17 protein-coding genes are annotated in these 22,286 nt (G+C 58.4%); 10 read left to right on the forward strand and 7 right to left on the reverse strand.

The window, feature by feature from the left end:
- The first annotated feature begins 249 nt into the window (after window positions 1-249).
- The 9 genes from ACYZT1_RS15675 to ACYZT1_RS15715 all read left to right on the forward strand — a co-directional run bounded on the left by ACYZT1_RS15675 (window position 250) and on the right by ACYZT1_RS15715 (window position 11,213).
- Complete coding sequence (locus ACYZT1_RS15675; RefSeq protein WP_462015617.1) at window positions 250-1,617, forward strand: MFS transporter; 1,368 nt, start codon at window positions 250-252, stop codon at window positions 1,615-1,617.
- A gap of 42 nt (window positions 1,618-1,659) precedes the next feature.
- On the forward strand, window positions 1,660-3,012 hold the full coding sequence (gene gudD / locus ACYZT1_RS15680; RefSeq protein WP_462015618.1) for a glucarate dehydratase: 1,353 nt from the start codon (window positions 1,660-1,662) through the stop codon (window positions 3,010-3,012).
- Window positions 3,013-3,175: 163 nt separating this feature from the next.
- Window positions 3,176-3,607, forward strand: a complete 432-nt coding sequence (locus tag ACYZT1_RS15685) for a hypothetical protein (RefSeq protein WP_462015619.1) — start codon at window positions 3,176-3,178, stop codon at window positions 3,605-3,607.
- On the forward strand, window positions 3,604-5,055 hold the full coding sequence (locus ACYZT1_RS15690; protein ID WP_462015620.1) for an ATPase domain-containing protein: 1,452 nt from the start codon (window positions 3,604-3,606) through the stop codon (window positions 5,053-5,055). Before ACYZT1_RS15685 ends, ACYZT1_RS15690 begins: the two co-directional genes overlap by 4 nt.
- A 258-nt stretch (window positions 5,056-5,313) precedes the next feature.
- Window positions 5,314-7,491, forward strand: coding sequence for a TonB-dependent siderophore receptor (locus tag ACYZT1_RS15695; RefSeq protein ID WP_462015621.1), 2,178 nt, complete (start codon window positions 5,314-5,316; stop codon window positions 7,489-7,491).
- Between the two features lie 107 nt (window positions 7,492-7,598).
- Entirely contained in the window at window positions 7,599-7,760 is a 162-nt protein-coding gene (locus ACYZT1_RS15700; RefSeq protein WP_462015622.1) for a DUF2986 domain-containing protein, read from the forward strand.
- Window positions 7,761-7,986: 226 nt separating this feature from the next.
- Window positions 7,987-8,868: a manganese catalase family protein gene (locus tag ACYZT1_RS15705; protein WP_462015623.1), complete on the forward strand. Its 882-nt coding sequence runs from the start codon at window positions 7,987-7,989 to the stop codon at window positions 8,866-8,868.
- Between the two features lie 493 nt (window positions 8,869-9,361).
- Window positions 9,362-10,036, forward strand: coding sequence for an HAD family hydrolase (locus ACYZT1_RS15710; protein ID WP_462015624.1), 675 nt, complete (start codon window positions 9,362-9,364; stop codon window positions 10,034-10,036).
- A gap of 508 nt (window positions 10,037-10,544) precedes the next feature.
- Window positions 10,545-11,213 carry a polysaccharide lyase family 7 protein gene (locus ACYZT1_RS15715; protein ID WP_462015625.1) on the forward strand — a complete coding sequence of 223 codons (669 nt, stop codon included), beginning with the start codon at window positions 10,545-10,547 and terminating at the stop codon, window positions 11,211-11,213.
- A 57-nt stretch (window positions 11,214-11,270) separates the two neighbouring features.
- Here the strand turns inward: ACYZT1_RS15715 and ACYZT1_RS15720 are convergent, their stop codons facing one another.
- Together ACYZT1_RS15720 and ACYZT1_RS15725 are read right to left on the reverse strand one after the other, a co-directional pair.
- Window positions 11,271-12,959 carry a Na/Pi cotransporter family protein gene (locus ACYZT1_RS15720; RefSeq protein ID WP_462015626.1) on the reverse strand — a complete coding sequence of 563 codons (1,689 nt, stop codon included), beginning with the start codon at window positions 12,957-12,959 and terminating at the stop codon, window positions 11,271-11,273.
- A gap of 205 nt (window positions 12,960-13,164) precedes the next feature.
- Complete coding sequence (locus ACYZT1_RS15725) at window positions 13,165-15,288, reverse strand: TonB-dependent siderophore receptor (RefSeq protein ID WP_462015627.1); 2,124 nt, start codon at window positions 15,286-15,288, stop codon at window positions 13,165-13,167.
- A 257-nt stretch (window positions 15,289-15,545) separates the two neighbouring features.
- Between ACYZT1_RS15725 and yghU the strand changes: the two genes are divergently transcribed.
- Entirely contained in the window at window positions 15,546-16,376 is an 831-nt protein-coding gene (gene yghU, locus ACYZT1_RS15730; protein WP_462015628.1) for a glutathione-dependent disulfide-bond oxidoreductase, read from the forward strand.
- On the opposite strand, the gene ACYZT1_RS15735 is transcribed toward yghU, so the two are convergent.
- The 5 genes from ACYZT1_RS15735 to ACYZT1_RS15755 all read right to left on the reverse strand — a co-directional run bounded on the left by ACYZT1_RS15735 (window position 16,364) and on the right by ACYZT1_RS15755 (window position 22,280).
- Window positions 16,364-17,695 (reverse strand): APC family permease, encoded by a 1,332-nt coding sequence (locus ACYZT1_RS15735; protein ID WP_462015629.1) that lies wholly within the window; start codon window positions 17,693-17,695, stop codon window positions 16,364-16,366. The genes yghU and ACYZT1_RS15735 overlap by 13 nt on opposite strands.
- Before the next feature lie 164 nt (window positions 17,696-17,859).
- Entirely contained in the window at window positions 17,860-20,136 is a 2,277-nt protein-coding gene (gspD, locus tag ACYZT1_RS15740) for a type II secretion system secretin GspD (RefSeq protein ID WP_462015630.1), read from the reverse strand.
- A complete protein-coding gene (locus ACYZT1_RS15745; protein ID WP_462015631.1) occupies window positions 20,133-20,651 on the reverse strand; it encodes a hypothetical protein in 519 nt (172 codons plus the stop codon). The genes gspD and ACYZT1_RS15745 overlap by 4 nt, the downstream gene beginning before the upstream one ends.
- Window positions 20,648-21,259 (reverse strand): type II secretion system protein GspM, encoded by a 612-nt coding sequence (gene gspM, locus ACYZT1_RS15750; protein ID WP_462015632.1) that lies wholly within the window; start codon window positions 21,257-21,259, stop codon window positions 20,648-20,650. The genes ACYZT1_RS15745 and gspM overlap by 4 nt, the downstream gene beginning before the upstream one ends.
- A complete protein-coding gene (locus tag ACYZT1_RS15755) occupies window positions 21,249-22,280 on the reverse strand; it encodes a type II secretion system protein GspL (RefSeq protein ID WP_462019261.1) in 1,032 nt (343 codons plus the stop codon). The genes gspM and ACYZT1_RS15755 overlap by 11 nt, the downstream gene beginning before the upstream one ends.
- Window positions 22,281-22,286 lie beyond the last annotated feature (6 nt).

The raw sequence follows: 22,286 nt of genomic DNA on the forward strand, positions 1-22,286 counted from the left end.
TGATGTTGTATGACAACATAACAATTTTTCATTTTCATGTGAGCTACTATCCCCCACAATCCCCTCGACATCCTGCTGAGCCCTCCGGAAAAACCTCCCAAACATTGGCCAAAATAACCATTACTGCCGGAATTAGCGGTGCGTTATGCACATAAACACCAATAATGGCGTTGCGAGCGCGAAAACCTAGTTGTATGATGACTGACACCATAAACCCGCATAAAAACAAATCAGTGGGAGTTTTGAATTGTGAACAATTCAAGCAATGCGTCTGTCGTTCCACCAGAAGATTCAGTCCTGGATCGCGCCGTCAGTAAAGTGAAGAGGCACGTACTCCCGCTTTTCGTCATCATGTTCATCCTCAACTACATCGACCGGGTCAATATCGGTTTTGTGCGTACGCACATGGAACACGACCTGGGTATCGGCGCGGCAGCCTACGGCTTGGGTGCCGGCCTGTTCTTCATCGGTTACGCCCTGTTCGAAGTCCCGTCCAACATGCTGCTGCAAAAAGTCGGCGCGCGAATCTGGCTGACCCGCATCATGTTCACCTGGGGCATCGTCGCGACGATGATGGCGTTCATCCAGAACGAAACCCATTTCTACATTCTGCGCTTCCTGCTGGGCGTCGCTGAAGCGGGCTTCTTCCCCGGCGTAATCTACTACTTCACCCGTTGGTTGCCCGGTGTAGAGCGTGGCAAAGCCATCGCTATTTTCCTCAGCGGCTCGGCCATTGCTTCGCTGATTTCCGGGCCGCTGTCGGGTGCTCTGTTGCAGATCGATGGTTTTGGCTTCAAAGGCTGGCAATGGATGTTCGCCATCGAAGGCCTGGCCTCGGTGTTTCTGGGCTTCTTCGTGTGGTTCTGGCTCGACTCCAAACCCCATGACGCCAAGTGGCTGAGTCGCGAAGAGCAGGATGCGCTGGTCGACGCCATCGACCAGGAACAGCGCGAGCGTGAAGCGCTGACCACGGTCAAACCCACGATCGGCAAATTGCTCAGGGATCGGCAGATTGTGCTGTTCTGCGCGTTGTACTTCTGCATTCAGCTGACGATTTATGCAGCGACGTTCTGGCTGCCGAGCATCATCAAAAAGATGGGTGACCTGAGCGACATCCAGGTCGGCCTGTTCAACTCGATTCCCTGGCTGATTTCCATCATCGCGATGTACAGCTTCGCGGCATTGTCCGGCAAGTTCAAATTCCAGCAGGCCTGGGTGGCCACCGCCTTGTTGATTGCCGCTGCCGGCATGTTCCTCTCGACCACCGGCGGGCCAATCTTTGCCTTTGTCGCCATCTGCTTTGCCGCCATCGGCTTCAAATCGGCATCGTCGCTGTTCTGGCCGATTCCTCAAGGCTACCTGGACGCACGGATCGCCGCGGCCGTGATCGCGTTGATCAACTCGATCGGCAACCTCGGCGGCTTCGTGGCACCGACGACCTTCGGTTTTCTCGAGCAGAGCACCGGCTCCATTCAGGGCGGCCTCTACGGCTTGGCCGGCACGTCGATATTCGCTGCGATCCTGGTGTTCTTCGCCAAAACATCGCCGAAACAATCGTCCCTGCTGAGCCCGCCGATCGCCCCGGCACCCGCGGTGGCCGTCAGCAAATCCCACTGACCCTTATCGATCGCTGAATCAACTCATTCGCAGGAATTCGCCATGAATGCTGAACACGCTGCCAACACCACCCGGTCACCTGTCGTCACCAGTTTTCAAGTCGTACCCGTCGCCGGTCACGACAGCATGCTGCTGAACCTGAGCGGCGCCCATGGGCCGTTCTTCACCCGCAACATCGTCATTCTCAAAGACAGTGCCGGCAATACCGGCGTGGGCGAAGTACCGGGTGGCGAGCGTATTCGCGAAACACTGGAAGATGCGCGCGAGCTGGTGATGGGCCAGCCGATCGGTCAGTACCAACGCATCCTTAACCAGATGCGAACCACCTTCGCCTCGCGGGACGCTGCTGGTCGGGGCCTGCAAACCTTCGATCTGCGCATCACCATTCATGCCGTGACCGCGATGGAAGCCGCCCTGCTCGACTTGCTGGGGCAGTTCCTTGAAGTGCCGGTGGCGGCATTGCTGGGCGAAGGGCAGCAACGCGATGCGGTAAAAATGCTCGGCTACCTGTTCTACATTGGCGACCGCAACGTCACCGATCTGGCCTACCGCAACGAGTCGGATGCGAGTGACGACTGGTTTCGCCTGCGTCACGAGAAAGCCATGACGGCCGAAGCAGTCGTGCGCCTTGCCGAAGCAGCGCAAGCAAAATATGGCTTCAACGATTTCAAGCTCAAGGGTGGCGTGTTGAGCGGCGATGCAGAAATCGAAGCCGTCACCGCACTGGCCGAACGCTTTCCCGATGCGCGCATTACGCTTGACCCCAATGGTGCCTGGTCCCTCAAAGAAGCCATCCGTTTGTGCCGTGACCAGCATCACGTCCTCGCCTACGCCGAAGATCCGTGTGGTGCCGAAAATGGTTATTCGGGTCGCGAAGTCATGGCTGAGTTTCGCCGCGCTACCGGGCTGAAAACCGCGACTAACATGATCGCCACCGACTGGCGCGAAATGGGTCATGCCATCCAGCTGCAGTCGGTTGATATCCCGCTGGCCGACCCGCATTTCTGGACCATGCAGGGCTCGGTTCGTGTCGCCCAGATGTGTCATGAATGGGGCCTGACCTGGGGCTCCCACTCCAACAACCACTTCGATATTTCCCTGGCCATGTTCACTCAGGTTGCCGCCGCTGCACCGGGTGAAATCACCGCAATCGACACCCACTGGATCTGGCAGGACGGACAACGCCTGACCAGGGAGCCGCTGAAAATTGAAGGCGGTTTTGTCAAGGTTCCTGCCCGTCACGGTTTGGGCGTAGACATTGACATGGACGCCGTGGCGCAGGCGCACGAGTTGTACAAAGGCATGGGCCTGGGCGCCCGCGACGACAGCGTTGCGATGCAGTTTTTGATTCCAGGCTGGAGCTTCAACAACAAGCAACCTTGCCTGGTGCGCTGATCACACCTGCGGTGTCTCAGCGCACCTGAAATGTGCTTATCGCATGGCTTATAGCTGACTAAAGTGCGCCGGTCATGGCCAACCGGCGCCCATTCAAGCGATATCCCTCAGAAAGTTCGCTGACGGTGTACCATCGTCGAACACCATCAGAAGTCCTTACGCCATGCCAACGGAAAGCGAAGAGGGTCGTCAGATTGCAGCTGCCCTGACGCACCGGATCGGCGACACCTCTGACATTGCAAAGATCGCAAACGCCATCATTGCGACGCTGCATGACATGCACGCAGCCCTTGCGCCGATTATTGGCGAGCAAGGCGTTATGGCACTTTTTCGTCGCAGCTTCATTCTCTGCAGTAAAAATCCGCGCCTGGCGAGTATGTATCACTCCGTTCTGCCGAGTGTAGACTTGACAGCACTTAAAATAATGCTCTTGAAGCAAAGTGCAGCCGAGGCGCTTTATTTGGGCGAGCACCTGCTTACATCCCTTTACCAACTGCTAATCACCCTGATCGGGCCTTCGCTTACGGCAAAATTGCTCCGTAGTGTGTTGCGACCTTCTTTGAGCGACACCCCTTCGCAGGATACTTCGTCATGACCACCAAAGTGACAATCAACCGCCTGGCCACCGGCGTCCCTGGGCTGGACGACGTGTTGGGTGGCGGATTACCTGAGTTTTCGTTCAATCTCATCGCAGGGCCACCAGGTTGTGGCAAAACCACTCTGGCGCATCAGATGATGTTCTCCCTGGCGACCCCTGAACGGCCAGCATTGTTCTTCACCGTGTTGGGTGAACCGCCACTGAAGATGCTGCGCTATCAGCAGCAATTCGACTTTTTTGATGATGAGGCCATCAATAAATCGATTCGCTACATCAATCTGGTCGACGATACCCTCGCCGGTAATCTGGACGAAGTATTGCGGCGCATCGTCAGTGAAGTGGAAGCCCATTCCCCGTCGCTGGTATTTGTGGACTCATTCCGCTCCGTGGTCCTGGCCAGCCAGACCCAGACTAATCCTAATAACAACTTGCCTCAGTTTGTTCAGCAACTGGGCATGTTGATGACCACGTGGCAGGCCACGACATTCCTGATCGGCGAATACTTCACCGAAACCGATACCAACCCGATCTTCACCGTGGCCGACGGGTTGATCTGGCTGAGACAAAGTGTGTACCGCAACTCGATGGTACGCAAAATGGAAATCATGAAGATGCGCGGCCAGCCTACGGTGCCCGGGCTCCATACTTTCCGGATTCAGACTTCGGGAATCAAAGTGTTCTCGCCGGCAGTCATGCCGGGTGAAAACTCCATTGAACCGCAAACCACAGAGGCCTCTGTGCGGTTGAAGATGGGTGTCCCCCGTCTCGATGACATGCTCGGGGGTGGGCTGCCCCGGGGTTATTCGCTGCTGGTTGCAGGGCCTTCCGGCTCGGGGAAAAGCATGCTTGCCGCGTCCTTTCTCGAAGAAGGCGCGCGAAACGGAGAAACGGGTGTGGTCGCCGTTTTTGAGCAGCGTCCCGATCACTTGCGCAATGCCACGTTCAAAAAGTTGATAAAAGAGGGCCATGTAGCGCTGATAGACAGTCATGCACCGGACCTGTCGATCGCCGAAATAGTCCATATGCTGTTGAAAGAGATCAAACGACTCAAAGCGACACGAGTCGTCATTGATTCGCTCTCCGGATTCGAGCTGGCACTTGCGCCAACTTTCCAGGAAGACTTCCGTCAGTCGTTGTCCTGGATGGTCAATACCCTGACCAGCGCAGGTGCCACTGTGCTGATGACCTCGGAACTGGAAGACCGGTATAACGATCTTCGATTCAGTCCTTATGGCACCGCTTTCCTGACCGATGCCATCATCGTTCAACGCTATATCGAGGTGGAAAGTCGGCTGCTTCGCATCATGGCGGTCGTGAAGGTTCGCGCCAGTGCTCATTCCAATGAGCTGCGGGTTTACCACATCGACAGCAACGGATTGCAGATTGGCGAAAGGCTTCCTGAACAAGAGGGTCTGCTGGGTGGTCGACCCACCAGACAACGGTGATGTCGTCGTCGCGGGCATGCCGATCATGACCGCAGAAACCCTGCCTGAATGCGCCCCCTCGGTGGGGCGATCCGATACGCCTGAATCCAATCCTGAACAGTTACAGGGCAAACGACGCCCCCTGCGCACGTGAAAAATTTGTTAACTAACTGACTCGTCTACCTTTCTCCACAAGTAACAATCTGAGACACTAATGCGAATTATTATTAGATGCGCTTGCATTCGATTCGTTTTGGTATCGCTTGGGGACTCAGATAGATGTCGTTTCATATCGCAAACCGTCGCTGCAACCTGTCACCTAATTGGCTGGCACTGGCCATCTGTATGGCGAGCATCCCGCTGGCCTCGGCCGACGAGGCACCGCCTGTAACGGCGGCGAAAGACGCTCCGCCGAGCACCCTGGAACTGGGCGCCACCGAAATCAGCGCCACCGGTTTGGGCAGCACCACTGAAGATTCCGGCTCTTACACCACCGGTCCGATGCAGACTGCCACCAAACTGCCGCTGACCATGCGCGAAACGCCTCAAGCGGTCACCGTGATTACCCGTCAGCGCATGGACGACCAGGCGATGACCAGCATCAACGATGTGGTGAGGGGCACGCCAGGGCTGTTTCTCAGCCAGTCGGGGGGCCCGGGTCGACAGACTTACAGCTCACGCGGTTTCGACATCGACAACATCATGTATGACGGGCTGCCCAGTTCGTACCAGCCTTACTCGATGGCCGTGCAGCCGAACCTGGCGATGTTCGACCGCGTCGAAATCATTCGCGGCGCTACCGGCCTGGTCACTGGCGCGGGCAACCCATCGGCAGCCATCAACATGGTGCGCAAGCGCCCCACGGCCGACCAGCAGGTGACGCTCACGGGGGCCGCCGGCAGCTGGGATGATTATCGAGGTGTGTTCGACGCCTCCGGTCCACTGAACGAAAGCGGCACGTTGCGCGGTCGTGTGGTGGGTTCCTATCAGGGCGCCGACAGTTTTCGCGACGAGGAGGAAAACGATCACGGTCTGTTCTACGCCATCGGTGAAGCCGACCTGAGCGACAGCACCACAGCAACGCTGGGTTTCTCCCGACAGAACGAGCAAACCAACTATTTCTGGGGCGGCTTGCCGATCGGCACCGACGGCCACCACCTTGACCTGCCCCGCTCCACTTATCCGGGCACCGACTGGGAAAACAAGAAGCTGCAGATCGATACCGTGTTCGGTGAAGTGGAGCATCGCTTCAATAACGACTGGAAACTGCACGCCGCCGCCTCGGCTTCGACACTGGACGGCGAGTTCTCCGGCACTTACCAGTCACGTTACGCCGGCCCGCTGGAAACCACGGCTTATCAATCCCATCACACCGACAAGCAAAACGCACTCGACGTGTATGCCAGCGGTCCGGTTGAAGCCTTCGGCCGCACGCACGAAGTGGTCGTCGGCGCCAGCAGTCGCGCCTACGATGCCACCACCCAAGAGTACAGCCCGTACACCACGGCGTGGCCGATCGGCGCGCCGAAGCCGGACTTCGTCCGTAGCGGCAAAACCCACAACGTCACCACTCAGGATGCCGTTTACCTCACTACCCGCTTGAGCCTGGCCGATCCGCTGACACTGATTCTCGGCAGCCGTCTGGACTGGTATGACTACGACGACCGCTCCGGCGACGGCGATTACAAAGTCACCCGCAACCTGACGCGTTACGCCGGCCTGATCTACAAACTCGACGACCACCACTCTGTTTACGCCAGCTATACCGACATCTTCACCCCACAAACTTCGCAGGACACTTCCGGCAAACTGCTGGACCCGATCGTGGGTGAAAACTATGAAGTCGGCATCAAGGGCGAGTACTTTGACGGCGCGCTCAACGCCAGCCTCGCCGTGTTCCAGATCGACCAGAAAAACCGTGCATCGCTGGCGGACAGTCAGCTCGGCTGCCCCGTCATGACCTGCTACGAAACGTCCGGCAAAGTCCGCAGTCAGGGCCTGGATCTTGAACTGCAAGGCGCCCTCACCGAGAACTGGCAAGTCGGCGCCGGCTACACCTACACCCGCGCCCATTACATCAAGGACGAAAACCCGGAAAACGAGAATCAGCGTTTCGACACCGATACGCCGGAGCACCTGTTCAAAGTCTCGACGATGTATCGCCTTCAAGGTCCGCTGGAGAAATTTCGGGTGGGCGGCAACGTGTACTGGCAGAGCCGGATGTACAACGATGTGCCGCTCACCGTGGGCAGCTATCGCCTCCAGCAAGGCAGCTATGCTGTCACGGACTTGATGGCCGGTTACGAGGTCAACAAACACCTGGACCTGCAAGTGAACGCGAACAACGTTTTCGACCGCGTCTACTATTCCTCGATCGGCTACAACACCACTTGGGGTTCTACTGACAACTATGGCACGCCGCGTAGTTACATGCTGACGGCCAAATACAGGTTTTGAGTCGGTGACACAGCCGGCGGTTGCTGGAGACGTCATGCGCTTCTTCAACGCCGGCGCGATATTTTATGCTGATATCATGCAAGCGCTTTCACACTGGGTAGAGAAGTATGAATCGTCGTAAAAAAATACAGCAGTTGCTCAAGGCGCATGCCAAAAAGGCCAGCGCCAAACTGGCACCCGCCAGCAAGTCCAGATACATCAGCAAGGCTGACCGATTGAAGCTGGCTGAAGAACCCGGTCAAACGCCGACCATTTCAGCTGAGGACTGAGTCGGCATACCTGTCCATCATCCATCGCTGGCGTCAAGATTGGCGGGTCAGTCGGCGCTGCGCAGCCACCCTTCCCCCGGAAATTTCTTGAACTATTCAACTGCTACCGTCTGTCTCGACGGGCAGTATTAAACGAAATTTCCGCAGTTTTCGTCTCTCACAACTCATGTACGCGCTAACGCCCACAGTGGTGGATGTGCTCTTGGCTGGCATGAGGAATTACCCGATGTTCTTACATAACAAGCGACTTCAGTACACCGTACGGGTTGCACAACCCAATCCTGGTCTGGCCAATCTGCTGCTGGAACAGTTTGGCGGTGCCAATGGTGAACTGGCCGCAGCGGCACGGTATTTCACCCAGGCACTGGCGGAAGAGGATCCTGGTCGCAAAGACCTGTTGATGGACATTGCGACCGAGGAACTGAGCCACCTTGAAATCGTCGGTTCGATCATTGTCATGCTCAACCGAGGCGCCAAAGGACAGTTGGCAGAAGGTGTGCAGGAGGAAGGTGAACTTTACCGAGCCATTAACGGTGCCGGTAACGACTCGCATATAACCAGTCTTCTGTATGGTGCAGGCGCACCACTGGTCAACTCCGCGGGCGTCCCCTGGACCGCAGCTTACGTCGACTCGATTACTGAGCCTACTGCCGACTTTCGTTCAAACATCGCCGCAGAAGCGCGCGCTAAAATCCTCTATGAGCGTTTGATCAACGTGACCGATGATCCCGGAGTGAAAGAAGCACTCGGCTTTTTGATGACTCGGGAAATCGCGCACCAGAAGTCCTTTGAAAAAGCACTGCACTCCATTCAGCCGAACTTCCCCCAAGGCAAGCTGCCTGGCGTTCCGGAGTTCACCAACAAGTACTTCAACATGTCAGGCGAACCCAATGTTCGCGGCCCCTGGAACGAGGGTGCCGGCTGGGAATATGTTGAAAGTCCCGGGCCTGCAGTTGACGGCGGTGACGGCACCGCTTCTGTGAGTCTTTCCCGAGACGATGAAACTGTTTTGCAAGCCATGAAGACCCGAACTGCATCCGACCCGCTTAGCGAGCCTGTTACAGGTGCTGATCTGGGATCAGGCTTCGTGCAAGGCAAAGGCGCTTGATAGATGTTTAGCGACCTCTCTTCGAGGTCGCTTGGTTTTCAGGAGTAATGAGATTGAAAGCAAATACCGGGACACACTTGGTTCAGGACCCCTTCGACAAGGTGATGGACGAGGCTCGCGCTGGCTTTGAGCAATATTGTAGACAGGCGTGCAGAGGACTGAAGGTCTACATTGCGGTGAATGTATTTGGGGTAGGTAGAATTCTCCCAAACGACCTGTCAGACCGTGAGAGATGGTCTGCTCCAGACATGATCCTGCGCAACTCTGACACGACAGAGCCACCTTCAAAAAACGATGAAACGAATGAAGCACTGACTCAAGAGGACACCTCAGAGGTGGGCCTCACCGATGACGAACGCGTGAGTCGTGAGGAATCCGAGGGCGAGGGAGCGCGGGTGGAACCTGGCCCGGCTGACCTGGACAGGGCTCCCATTGCGTAACCTGTCTGTAGTTGAATTGCCCAAGGATGATCTTTTGGATACTGGAGTTCTACATGCGACCGCAAACCTCTTTCATATTTGATCTCGATGGCACACTGACTGACAGCGTCTATCAAAACGTCGCGGCCTGGAAAGAAGCCCTCGATTCGGAAAATATCCCGCTCGCCATGTGGCGCATACATCGCAAAATCGGCATGAGTGGAGGCTTGATGCTCAAAACGCTATCGCGTGAGACCGGGCTGACGATCAGTCCGGAACAGGCGAAGCGGCTGAGCGAGAAACATGCGCGGGCCTACGAGGCTTTACAGGGGCAGATCATTGCGCTGCCCGGTGCGATGGAGCTGCTGACGTCGCTTACAGAAGAAGGGGTTAAGTGGTGCATCGCGACCAGCGGAGGACTTGATACCGCAAGCATCAACCTCAAGGCCCTGAAGCTGGATGGCAAAGACATCAATCTTGTTAATCGCGATGACGTCAAGTACGGCAAGCCTGACCCCGACCTCTTCCTCGCAGCCGCACGGAAAATGGATGTAGCGATTGAAGAATGCCTGGTCATCGGCGATGCAGTCTGGGACATGCTCGCCGCCAGACGATGTAAAGCGACGGGAATCGGGTTGCTTTCCGGTGGCTATGACACAGGCGAGCTGGAGCGAGCGGGTGCGCTGAGGGTTTATGAGGATCCGCTGGACCTGTTGCATCATCTGGACGAGGTGGCTTCGCGTCCGTAATGGGCTGAACCGCATCACCGAGGATGCGGGGCAGCATCACTCGATCATCATCAAGCACTAGCGCTGAGGCAGAAACTGGCTTTACCCTTTTTCGCCCCCCACGAAAACCATCTCGCCAATACGAGTGCCTGCAACAGGCACCTGCAGAATGCGGCTCCATCACTGAGCACTTTATGCACGCCTTGCCAAATTTCCGATAGCTCACAAATAACGTCTTGGGTGATAACCCAGGCCCATTTTGCGCGCTTGAACGTTTACTGCAGCTAGGCTATGCAGCGCCGGCGCTGTTTGATTCTGTTCGTTGACGCAGGTTCAATTCAGCTCCATGCAACCGACCAACGGTCACCCTTCTAGGCATAAAGGCTGCAATAGCCTCCATTGACGATCATTTGACGTCAATCAACCGCCACGCGAACTTCACCGTTCAGCAATCCCACCCGACACCGCGCATGAGTACGGTTCGAGCGTGACGGCGGCCGCAACATCCTCTGCCTGAAGGATCCTCGCCATGATCGACCTCGCAAACTGGAATTTAAGCATCCCTGTAGGCAGCCCACCGGCCACCATAGAAACGCCTCGTCTGGCGCAAGGGTTCAAGGACGAGTATTTCAGCTCTGACGCTAAAGTCCTGTCGTTCTGGGCACCTGTAACCGGTTCCAAAACCGCCAACGCCAGTTACCCACGCAGTGAGTTGCGGGAAACCAACAGTGACGGGACGCTGCGCAACTGGACGTACTCGGCGGCCGACAACATTCTGCGGGCGAACCTTTCGATCAATCAGGTACCCAGCACCGGCAAAATCGTGATTGGCCAGATTCATAACAAGGACAGCAACAGTCCCATGGTGAAGCTGGAATACCAGTACAAGGAGAAGTCGTTAACGGGGAACATTGTCGCCAAGGTGCGCCTGCATCCCGACGATGAAGAGGGCCAGGTCATCACTCTGGTGAAGGGTGTTGCGCTCAACCAGAACTTTTCCTACCAGATCCACCTGAGCCCGGGGGGCGCACTGGGTATCAGCGCGGCGGGGTACAACTGGAGATCCAAAGTCGACCCGAGCTGGAAGACCAAACCCCTGTATTTCAAAGCGGGAGCGTATGTACAGGACAACACCGGCTATCCCACCGAGGGCGGAAAAGTGACCTTCAGGATGCTGGAAATCCACCACAAAATTTGATGCTTTCACCCCGCGATGCATTGTGAATGCACGTGGCCAGGCGCGCATGACCAAGCCTTACACAGGCTTGGGAAATGCTCCGCCCGGTGCAGGGTCAGCGGCTTGCATCGCTTCGTCATGATCCAGTTCTCGAGAAACTGAAAGGCGCTCTTCATTGATGCGCTGTACCAGATTCAGCGCGCGCTCTGCACTGCCCAGGAGCGCCAGGATGGCACCACGTTCATCCCAGCCCAGCTTTTGCTCGGCTTTCAAACAACGCTCACGCAACTCCAACAGTTGTTTGCTGTAGGCCTGTGGCAGAAAAACACCCTGCGGGCCGTTCTTCACTGCAGGCTCCACGATATCGAGAACAGCCGCGACGATGGCCTGGCCGTTGGCGCAGAACACCTGGCGCTCGATACGGCGGGTGATTTGCGACAGGGTCTCGGTCAGGCTCGCGCTGAAATCCTGTTCCTCGATCAGGCTCGCCAGCAGATTGGTCTGGCGTTCGCTCAAGTCATTGTTGAACATTTGTGCGGTGTAGGCGCGGATCTCCTGACTGAGGGTGTCCAGTGCCCGCTCGTGTTCGGTGGAGTCCTTCACTGTGTTGTGATCGCCACGGGCAGCGGCCAACAGCAGGCCAGTGCCTTGGGTATGGCGCGCCAGTTCTTTGCTCACGGCCGCCACACCGGTGCTCACGTTGCCAAGCGCCGCACGGTCCAGGTAACGCGGCAGTGCGTAGTCCTCGACATCGCTGCGGCCGGCACCGATACGCGACAAGACGCGGTCGAAGACGCCTATGAACGGGAACATCAACGCTGTATTGAACAGGTTGAAACCGATGGAGTACAACCCTACGGCCACCGGCACCAGCGGGAAGCTTTCCTTGCCATCGACCATGACCGATTTGGTCACGTCCATGCCAAAGAGGCTCATCATCCACTGCAACAAATCCATCGACATGAAGAACAGCGGAAACATCGCGGCCACGCCGATCACATTGAATGAGATGTGTGCGTAGGCCGCGCGCTTGGCGTTCTTCGATAAATTGAGTGAGGCCAGCCAGGAAGTGACGGTGGTCCCCAGGTCTGCGCCCAGGGAAAAAGCCACGGCGGTCTGCCAGTCCAGAACGCCCGCCGCACCCAGCCCCATCACGATGCCGATGGTGGCCGAGGACGAGTGGATCATTGCGGTGATACCTGCGGCCGTCAGCACGCAGATGGCCAGGCCACCGAAGCTGTCGGCCTGCAGGCTGGAAATGACCGACATCACTTCGGGGAGATCGCGCAACGGCTTGAGGCCACCGGTCAACAGGTTCAGCCCATAGAAGATCAGCGAAAAACCGATCACGGCGAGCGCGATGTTTCTGGTCTTCTCGCTTTTGCTGAAGACATAAACCAGGGCGAACAGCCCGGCGAAGATCAACCCCAATGGCCCCAGAGGCATGGCGATCAAGCCATTGCCCAGCGTCGTTCCGATGTTGGCCCCCATGATGACGCTGATCGCAGGTCGCAGCCCCACGACGCCGGCATTGACCAGGCCGACCACCATGACGGTCATCGCGGTGCTTGACTGCAACACGCCGGTAATCATCGTACCGGCCGCCAGCCCCTTCGCCGGAGTGCCTGCCAATTTCGCCAGCCAGGCGCGCATGCGATTGGCCGCCAGATTGTTTATCCCGTCGGACATGAACTCAAGTCCGAGCATGAAGATGCCCAGACCACCGATAACGGGCACCAGCAATTCTCTGAAAATGTCGATTTCCAAGATAGCTCTCCAATCAGCGGACGATGGCCGGCGCGGATCTGGGTCTACCGGAAAGCATTCTCGGCAGGTACGCGGGGGCGATGCCTGAACGCTAGACACGCAATGTGACGCGTTGGTGACGGGCGCGTTAGCGTTCGACGCGGGTCGATAGTCGGTCTTGGTGACGTGCCTTCACACAAAGCAGATCGTGAGCGCTTGTCGTGGGCTACAACGTATAAGAAATACCCACCTGAACCGTCCTCGGCTCACCCGGGTAGGCGTACACATTGCCAAACGCACCCTCTTGATAATCGCGGTCAAACAGGTTCTTCACATCAAGATTGAGCCTGACGTTGTCGTTAATCTTGTAGAAGCCAAGCAGGTCCATAACGGTGTAACTGCCCATCGAAAACGCCGTATTGGCGGTCTGGCCCGCACGCTCATCGACGTACTTGCCGCCCACCCCCAGGCCCAGCCCTTTCAGATAGCCATCCTGAAACTCATAGACGTTTAGCAGGCTGAAGCTGTTCTTTGGAATGTTCATCAACCGGGTGCCCGACTGCAGGACGCTGTCTTTGGTGACTTCGGCGTCGACATAGGCGTAACCGCCGATCACCCGCCATTCCGGGGTCAGATTACCTGCCACGTTCAGATCAAAGCCACGGCTGCGCACTTCTCCCGCTGCCACGCTGAACGTCGAGTCAACGGGATCGGTGGTGAGGACGTTGCGTTTTTCAATTTGATAGACCGCTGCATCCACGCTCAACTGACGATCCAGCGCCTGCCACTTGATACCCATTTCGTAGGATTTGCCCTTCTCCGGCGCAAAGCCGCCACCCTGTCGACTGGCCCCGGTGTTGGGTTTGAACGAGCGCGCGGTGTCGGCGTACACCGCCACGGTATCGGTGAGGTCATACAGCACGCCAATACGCGGCGTCACCGCATTGTCGCTCGCCTGCCAGCTTCTGCCGCCCGGCACGAAGGTTTCATAATCATGCTCGAACCGTTCGAAACGGGCGCCCGCCAGGACCTTCAGGCGCTCGGTCAATGCGACCTGATCCTGAACGAAGGCCGCATAAGTCTTGAGGTTCTCCTTATCGTGGGTTGGCGTGCGGGTCAAGGCTGGCCGTGGCTGGCCATAAACCGGATTGAAAATATCGATCGGGTAAGCGCCGACTGCACCACTGGAACGCTGGATGATGGACGTGTAGTCGTAGTCCTCGTACTCGACGCCGGTCAACAAGGTGTGATCGAAACCACCGGTGGAGAAACGCCCGGTGAGATTCAGTTGGGTGTCCTTGTCGGTCCATTCCAGTTTGCGGTAGTTGAAGTTGCGTCCCAGCGTGCGTCCGTCCGCAGCCATGCCGTTGGCTTCAATGGCGTTACCTTGCAAGGTGCCATCCAGCCACTGAAAACCACCGCCCAAGGTCCAGTTGTCGCTCAGGAAATGTTCGAAGCGCAATTGAGCCATGTTGTTGTCGTTGTGTAATTTACCGACGTCTTTTTCACCGAAGAACGTGTCACGGGACGCGGTGCCAATCTGATTCGGATAACGCGTCACGCCGCGATCCAGCGGGTGATTGTTGCGCATGAAGTCGCCTTCGAAGATCACTTTGGTGTTATCGCTGGCCTGCCAGGCAATCACCGGTGTCACGCCATAGCGTTCGGTTTCGACATGATCGCGAAAGGTGTCGCCGCCCTCTCCCACCACGTTCAGGCGATAGGCCAGACGGCCCTCCTCGTCGAGCGGCCCGGAGGCATCCAGCGTGCCACGCTGCATGCCCTGGTCATCGAGCTGGCTGCCCAGCGTTACGGTGCGCTCAGCCAAAGGCTGTTTGGAGACAACGTTGAACGTGCCGCCAGGATCACCGCGCCCGTACAGAGTGGTCGCAGGGCCCCGCAACACTTCCAGGCGCTCGATGGTGTTCGCGTCTGGCATGTTCGGGTAGCCGCGGTTAATCGGAAAACCGTTGCGATAGAACTCGCTCGTGGTGAATCCGCGCACGGTGAAAGTGGTCAGCCCCTGGCCGCCGAAGTTGTTTGCCCGCCCCACTCCGCCGGCATAATCCAGCGCGTCTTGCAGGCGAGTGGCGCCGATATCCTCTACGGCATCTTTGGTCACGACACTGATTGACTGTGGCGTTTCATGGATCGATGTGTCGGTTCGCGTTGCGCTGGCAGAGCGGGTGGCACGATAGCCCTTCACCGGTCCTTGCGCCGTTTCATAATCAGACGTGCCGACGATGTCGGTCGCTTGCAACTCCAGGCTGGTGGCGGTTTTCGCCTGCTCTGCCAGAGCTGAAGCGGAAAGAGCCTGAAGCACGCAGATAGAAACCAGAGTACGACGCATCGAGAAAACCTTGAGATAAAAGCCAGATAAGACGGCATACGTGCCAGTAAACGCGGCGCATGGTACCGCATCACGTTAGCATTTGATACGTATTCGCATTCGTGAAGTGGCGAAAGACTAAAATGCGCACATTCGAGCCTGACCGGTTTACGCTGATGTGTGGCGCTTGCCTGCTGACCCGATGTTGAAAATCTCTCTCTTCAGGGCGATGTTCAAAAGATCATCCCCTCCCATTCCAGTTTAATGAGGTTCGTCCCGTGACTGATTCACCCTATGTCCCTCCAAAAATCTGGTCGAACGATGCGCCATCCGGTGGCCAGTTTGCCAACATCAATCGCCCCACTGCCGGGCCGACTCACGACAAAACGCTCCCCGTAGGCAAGCACCCCTTGCAGCTCTATTCACTGGCTACACCCAACGGCGTGAAGGTGACCATTATGCTGGAGGAGCTACTGGCGCTGGGGCATGCCGGGGCCGAATACGATGCCTGGCTGATCCGCATCAACGAGGGCGATCAGTTCTCCAGTGGCTTTGTCGAGATCAATCCGAACTCGAAAATTCCGGCATTGCTGGACCACAGTGTGCAGCCGCCGATTCGGGTGTTCGAGTCGGGTGCCATCCTGCTGTACCTGGCTGAGAAATTCGGCGAGTTGCTGCCGACCGATCTTGCAGGACGCACCGAAACCCTCAATTGGCTGTTCTGGCAGATGGGCGCAGCACCGTACCTGGGCGGCGGTTTCGGTCATTTCTATGCGTATGCACCGGAAAAGTTCGAATACCCGATCAATCGGTTCACCATGGAAGCCAAGCGTCAGCTGGACGTGCTGGATCGGCGGCTGAGCGAAAGTCCGTACCTCGCCGGCCGAAGCTATTCCATTGCCGACGTTGCAGTCTGGCCGTGGTACGGCGAACTGGTGCGCAACAATGTTTATTCGGCCGCTGAATTTCTGTCGGCCGGCGACTACGTCCATTTGCAGCGCTGGGCAGAAGACATTGCCAAACGGCCAGCGGTTGCCCGGGGCCAGCGGGTCAACCGGACGTGGGGCGATGAAGCGAGCCAGGTTGCCGAACGGCATCAGGCGTTCTGATCGGGCTTAACGGCTGCTGGCATGGCCACACGTGAAAAGGCGAAAAGCAGCATGCCGACCACGATCAGTCCGCCGCCACGCAGCCATGTTTCCACGCCTTGCTGGCTGAGCAACAACAGGCAGGAAACGATCGCCAGAACCGGCACCCAGGTCGGCACGCGAAAATGCGTTTCCTCAACCTTGTCGCGACGCAACACCAGCACCGCCACATTCGTGCTCAGGAAAACAAAAAGCAAAAGCAGTACGACGGTCTCGGCCAGGGTCGCAAGCGTTCCTGTCAGGGTCAATGCGATCGCCACCAGGGTTGTCACGATGATCGCGACCCATGGCGTGCGCCGCTTTGGCAGCACCCGGGCCAAGGGACCTGGCAGCAGTCCCAGACCGGCCATCCCATAGGTCAGCCGGCTCGCCATGATCATGGTCAGCAGCGCGCCATTGGCGACGGCTACCAGGGCGATGAATGCAAACAGTCGTGGCGGGATATTCAGCCCCGACGCACGAACGACCTCGAGCAAAGGCGCTGAGGTCTGCACCAGTTTATCCATCGGCAGGACGGCGGACGCGGCAACGCCAACCGCCATGTACACGACACCAGCGGTCAGCAGAGCGGCGAACAACGCGCGCGGATAGACCCGGCGCACGTCAACGATTTCCTCGGCGAGATTGGCTGAAGTTTCGAAGCCCACGAAGGAATAAAAGGCCAGCAGAGCGGCACCCAGCACCGCCACTGCGGGGCTGACCCCTGGCTTGAATTCCAGGCTACGCCCCAGGTCCGCTTCGCCCGTCTGGAAGTACCAGGCAGCGGCGACGATCACCAGAATCAGCCCTGACAATTCGACCACGGTCATGACCAGATTCGCGCCAAGCGACTCTTTGATTCCCCTGGCATTCAGCAGCGCTATAACCACCAGGAAAGCCAGTGCGGCCAGCTGAGGTGGAACGTGAATGAATGCCGCAAGGTAGTCACCGGCGAATGCCAACGACAGGCCCGCAGCGCTGGTGACAGCTGCCGCGAGCATGCAAAAGCCGACCAGAAAAGAAATCAGTGGCGACTTGAAGGCTTTCTCGGCGAAGACCGAAGCGGCACCGGCGTGCGGATACTTCGTCACCAGTTCGGCATAGGAACCTGCCGTGAGCATCGCGAAGAACAAGGCGATCAGCAACGGTATCCAGATGGCGCCGCCCACCTCACCGGCAATGGTGCCGGCCAGTGCGTAAACGCCGGCGCCCAGCACATCCCCAAGAATGAAAAGAAACAGCATCGACCCGGTGACGGCTCGACGCAGTGGGGCCCTGGGTGTTGCGCAAGTTACTTTCATGCTCAGGCTCTCGGCGCGGGTCTAACGAGCAAACCAGTGGTGGTCGCTGCTTGAAGGGGTCAGCAGTGAGAAAATGACCGGGGCATGAAAGTTCAGTTATTGCACGCGCGAGTGAGCAGTTGCACCCGGCGTGCGATGGCCAATGCGGTTACACCCGATTCTTTTCAGGGTTTCAGCAGCTGCATCTGCTGGCGGTAATCGTCGGTAACCTGACGCGCCTGACTGGCGCTCGTGACCACCCGAGGAGTGATCAGGACAATGAGCTCGGTGCGGTCACGGGATTTTGATGTGTTGCCAAACAACCACTTCAGCCCGGGGATTTTCGACAGGCCCGGCACACTGGAGGTGGATTCGGCATTGTCCTGCTTGATCAACCCGCCGAGCAGTACGGTCTGACCGCTTTGTACCGCGATCTGGGTGGAAACCGAGCGAGTCGAAATGCGCGGGTTGGGCTGCGTAGCGGTCACATTGGTTGTATCGGCGTCGCTCACCTGCTGCTGGATTTCCATGTAGACCAATCCTCCCGGGTTGATCCGTGGGATCACATCCAGGATAACGCCGGTTTGTACGTACTCCACGCTACTCAAGGTCGTGTCAGAGTTAGTTGTATTGACGGTCGTCTGGCTGATGGGAATGTTGTCGCCCACCTGAATCTGCGCTTGCTGATTGTTCATCACCACCAGCGACGGTGCTGACAGCACTTGTGTGCGTCCGTTGGTCTCGAGTGCGTGCAGCGCCACTTGCAGGTTGCTGCTGACGAACGAGTAGAACAACGAGTCGGCCGCGCCCAACCCGGCTCCTCCTCTGCCCAGCGCGCCCTGGCTGCCGCTGGCGTTGGCGACGGTGGTACTCGCCGAATTCGCCGCGAGATTGCCCAGGTACCATTGCACGCCCAGGTCCAGCTCGCCGGTGAGTTTGACTTCGAGGATTCGCGTCTCGATCTGCACCTGCAGCGGCAGATTATCCAGGCGCTTGATGGCGGACTCGATCTCCTTCCACTGCGCGGGACGGGTACGTACCAGGAGCTGGTTGGTGCTTTTCTGCGCAGTGATGCGCACGCTTTCTTCCAGACTCTGCTGACCCGTCTGGCCGCTGGAGTCGGTAGCGTCGCTGATACCGGTATCGGACATCCCGTCGCTGGAAGTACCCGTCTCGCCCTCTTCTTCCTCTGCACTCAACTGAGCGTTTTCGTCCTCGGCCGCCAACCCGGAAGAGGCTTGCGCAGATGCACCGGATAAACCATTACCGCTGCCATTGAGTGACGACAGCGCGGTGGTGCGCAAACCCGGCGCAACTTTCGCCTCCGTGTCTTCCTTGATCGCCCCGGTGCCGTAAATCTGCCGCAGGTATTTGGCGAGGTCGGACGCTTTCATGTTGCGCACGTCATAGACATACATTTGCGGTTCGTTGCCACCCCCCTCGTCAATCGTCGCGATCCATTCACCGACTTCCTGCAGATACGCCGGCTGCGACGAGATGGCGACGATGGAATTGGTCCGTTCATTGGGCATGAACTTCACCATGCTCGCCAACGGCATGCCGCTGTCGGGACCGAACAATTTTTGCAGCTGCGGCATCAATTCGCCGACCGACGCCCGCTGCAGGCCGTACACCCCGATCGACATGCCCTTGAGCCAGTCGACATCAAAGGTATCGATAGTGTCCTGATAGTTCGCCAGTTCATCCGGAGTGCCCGCCAGACTCAGCACATTGCGTGCGGGATCGACCAGCAGAAACGCGTTTTCCCGAGCGAAGGGTTTAAGCAGCTTCTGCATTTCCGTCGCGGAGATGTAGCGCAGCGGGAACAGCCGTGCAGTCAAACCGGTGGAGGGCCGAGCGACGGGCATTTGCGGTACCAGCTTGCCGGCCACCGCCTGATTGGACGGCAGAATCACGTAACGATTGCCTTGGCGGATCATGGCGTTGTCGGTCCAGGACAACAAAGTTTCCAGAATCGACAAGGCTTGCTGTTTGTTCACCGGTTGCGAGGTCGAGAAGCTGACGTTGCCTTTGACGCCTTGGGCGATGCTGTAGTTTTCGTGGAGCAAATCGCCCATCACGCTGTTGATGACCGCTTCGATCGGCTGATCGGTGAAGTTGAAGACGATGTCACCCTCGGCCTCGGCTCCGGCTCCGGCTGCGGCTTTGGCGCTGGCCCCAGGGGCTGCGGACGCCGGCGCGCGGACGAAGCTCTGGCTGCCGCGAAAGATCTGGCGTCGGGCGGGCGACAGGACTTCGGGTGCTGGATTGGTGAGCCCGACGCTCGGCGCATCCACCACTGGCGCACGTTGCGAACCGGTACCGTTGAGTGCTTCCTGCATCAGGGCCGGGTCGTTTTCGGTGGACTCCGGGGAAGACGCACAGCCGGCCAGCGCGACCGCAGTCACCAGGCATAAAAAGGGACTGCGCAATCGGGAAATCTCAGGAAGGCAATTGTTCATGGTCTCGGTACGTTTGGGAGAGTGATGACAGGGGCCGCCGATGGCGGCGGAAGGCGAAGCACGGCGAGGCTCAACTGGCGAGTCTGGCCTTGCTTGGTAAATGTGGCTTGCGAGGGGATGAGGCCGGAAAGTGTCCAGCCGTTGTCCAGTGCGCTGCCGACGGCAAGCTTGAGCCTGCGGTTATTGGCCAGACGCAACAGCGCCCACTGAGCCTGGCGGTTTATGATCACGCCGGTGAGCACGACGCCCTGCAGTGCGGCGGCTTCGCCTTGGGTGGTGACGATGTCGGGTTGACGATTCTGGCTGAAGATCGATTGTTTCCAGCTCACAGCCAGCGCCTGGGTGCTCAGCATCGGCATTGCCCGTGGCGCCACCGCCGTGGGCAGATCGCGCGGCGCGTCGGCAGGCAGCCAGTCAACCGTCTGCCCGAAATCCGTGAGCAGCAACGCCGACAGGAAGGCTGCCAACACCGCTGCAACCGCCAGCAGGATTGAAGCACTACGACCCAGTGTCATGCTGGCGGCCCCCCGGTGGCAACCGGTTGCAGATAACCACGCAGCAAAAGCTGCACCTGCAAACGCCCGGCGCCTCCAGCGGCTGGAGCCGACGCCGGGCGACGGATACTCAGGTTATCGACAAACAAAAATGGCTGGCCGTATTCCAGGTCGCGCAACAGGTCGACCAAGGGTTGCATCGCACATTCCAGCGTGAGGCTGACTTTGACCTGACGATACGGCTCGGCGCTATTGTGCTCCGGGGTGATGGGCATGCGCTGGATCACCTGGCATCCGGGGCCTTGCTCGGCGTGAGCCTTAACCAGATCGAGACTGCGCTGCATCAGGTCGGCGGCCACGCCGCTGGGGTCGTCACCCGGGAGCAGACTGGTGCGGCTGGCGGGGTCGCGTCGGGCCTCGCTTAATTGCTGCTGCAAGGCGTCGCGCTGTTGCAGAATTGCGGCATAACGTTGTTGCTGTTCACGCAAAGTATCGGCCTGCCCTTCGATGTCGATCAGCGGGCCAAGGAACCAGCTCTGCACCAACAACCACCACGCCGCCACCAACACCAAAGCGAGCACGATCAGGGCGGCGCCACGACGCTCGCGCGGGGTAAAATCACGACGCATCGGTGGCCTCTTTGCGCAAGTGCGCACGCAGCGAAAAGCGTTCTTTGCCGGTGTGTTCGTCGGGCTGAATGATCCCCTGGAACTGCACATCGCTCAGGGTTCGGCATGCCTTGGCGCGACTGATCAGGGCACTGGCCTTGGCGCTTTGACCGGTGATCGACACGCCCCCGCCGTCACTGATGTCAAGTTGTTCGACCCAGGTATCGGCACCCAGGCAACCCGTGAGGTCCAGCAGCACGCTGGACAAGGTCGGCTGGGCCGCTTTTTGTTGCGCCAGGTACCGGGCAGCGCCTTGCGTGTTGCTCAATTCACGGCGCAGTTGTTGTATTTGCTGCACCTGCTGGCGTTGTGCTTCGACGGTTGCTTGCATTGTTTCGACCATCGCGGAGCGCGTGTGCAGCCACATCAGCATGCAGGCCAGCAGCAGACCGAGGCAGGCAACCGCCAGCTGTCGTGGCACGCTGTCATGGCGAATACCAGGCTGCTTTTGGTCAGGAGGCAGCAAATCAATGCCCAGTGGCTGACCGTCGGCGTTGCGGCAATCCACGGCGTGCAGGTGCAGGCCGCGCTCGCGGCAACTGTCGAGGACGCTCTGCAAACGCTCGCGCACAATCGCAACCAGCAACACGCGGGCGGTGGTTTTTCCGCGACTTTGAACGCAGGCCACGTAGTGCATTTGCTCACGCGGGAAAGGCGTGTACTTGTCCAGCTCGAAACCGATCACGCGGCTCAGTTCGCGGGTGGCGGCCAGGGGCAATAGCAGCGGTTGCACCAACACCATCGCATGCGGCAACAGCAACACCCGGCGTGCGCCATCAGCCTCGGGGAGCGGGTCCGACAGCGGCCACTCCAGCACCTGTTCACGGGGCGGCGACAACACGCCTGCTCGCAGACGGGCCGGCAGCGCGTTGCGCAGTTCCTGCAACCACGTCTGCCATAAACCTTGCGCAAGGCTGCCGCGCCAGTGGCTGGCACCGCGCTCGGCAAACCGCGCCAGCCGCACAGCCAACGCCGGTGAGATCAATTG

It is taken from the genome of Pseudomonas sp. PB3P13, from assembly GCF_054897735.1.

Coding starts and splice junctions, on each gene's coding strand:
- gspD (WP_462015630.1), bottom strand. CDS start 20,136: ATGAACAATTGCCTTCCTGAGATTTCCCGATTGCGCAGTCCCTTTTTA.
- ACYZT1_RS15690 (WP_462015620.1), top strand. CDS start 3,604: ATGACCACCAAAGTGACAATCAACCGCCTGGCCACCGGCGTCCCTGGG.
- ACYZT1_RS15745 (WP_462015631.1), bottom strand. CDS start 20,651: ATGACACTGGGTCGTAGTGCTTCAATCCTGCTGGCGGTTGCAGCGGTG.
- gspM (WP_462015632.1), bottom strand. CDS start 21,259: ATGCGTCGTGATTTTACCCCGCGCGAGCGTCGTGGCGCCGCCCTGATC.
- ACYZT1_RS15700 (WP_462015622.1), top strand. CDS start 7,599: ATGAATCGTCGTAAAAAAATACAGCAGTTGCTCAAGGCGCATGCCAAA.
- ACYZT1_RS15735 (WP_462015629.1), bottom strand. CDS start 17,695: ATGAAAGTAACTTGCGCAACACCCAGGGCCCCACTGCGTCGAGCCGTC.
- ACYZT1_RS15715 (WP_462015625.1), top strand. CDS start 10,545: ATGATCGACCTCGCAAACTGGAATTTAAGCATCCCTGTAGGCAGCCCA.
- gudD (WP_462015618.1), top strand. CDS start 1,660: ATGAATGCTGAACACGCTGCCAACACCACCCGGTCACCTGTCGTCACC.
- ACYZT1_RS15695 (WP_462015621.1), top strand. CDS start 5,314: ATGTCGTTTCATATCGCAAACCGTCGCTGCAACCTGTCACCTAATTGG.
- ACYZT1_RS15725 (WP_462015627.1), bottom strand. CDS start 15,288: ATGCGTCGTACTCTGGTTTCTATCTGCGTGCTTCAGGCTCTTTCCGCT.
- ACYZT1_RS15710 (WP_462015624.1), top strand. CDS start 9,362: ATGCGACCGCAAACCTCTTTCATATTTGATCTCGATGGCACACTGACT.
- ACYZT1_RS15685 (WP_462015619.1), top strand. CDS start 3,176: ATGCCAACGGAAAGCGAAGAGGGTCGTCAGATTGCAGCTGCCCTGACG.
- ACYZT1_RS15705 (WP_462015623.1), top strand. CDS start 7,987: ATGTTCTTACATAACAAGCGACTTCAGTACACCGTACGGGTTGCACAA.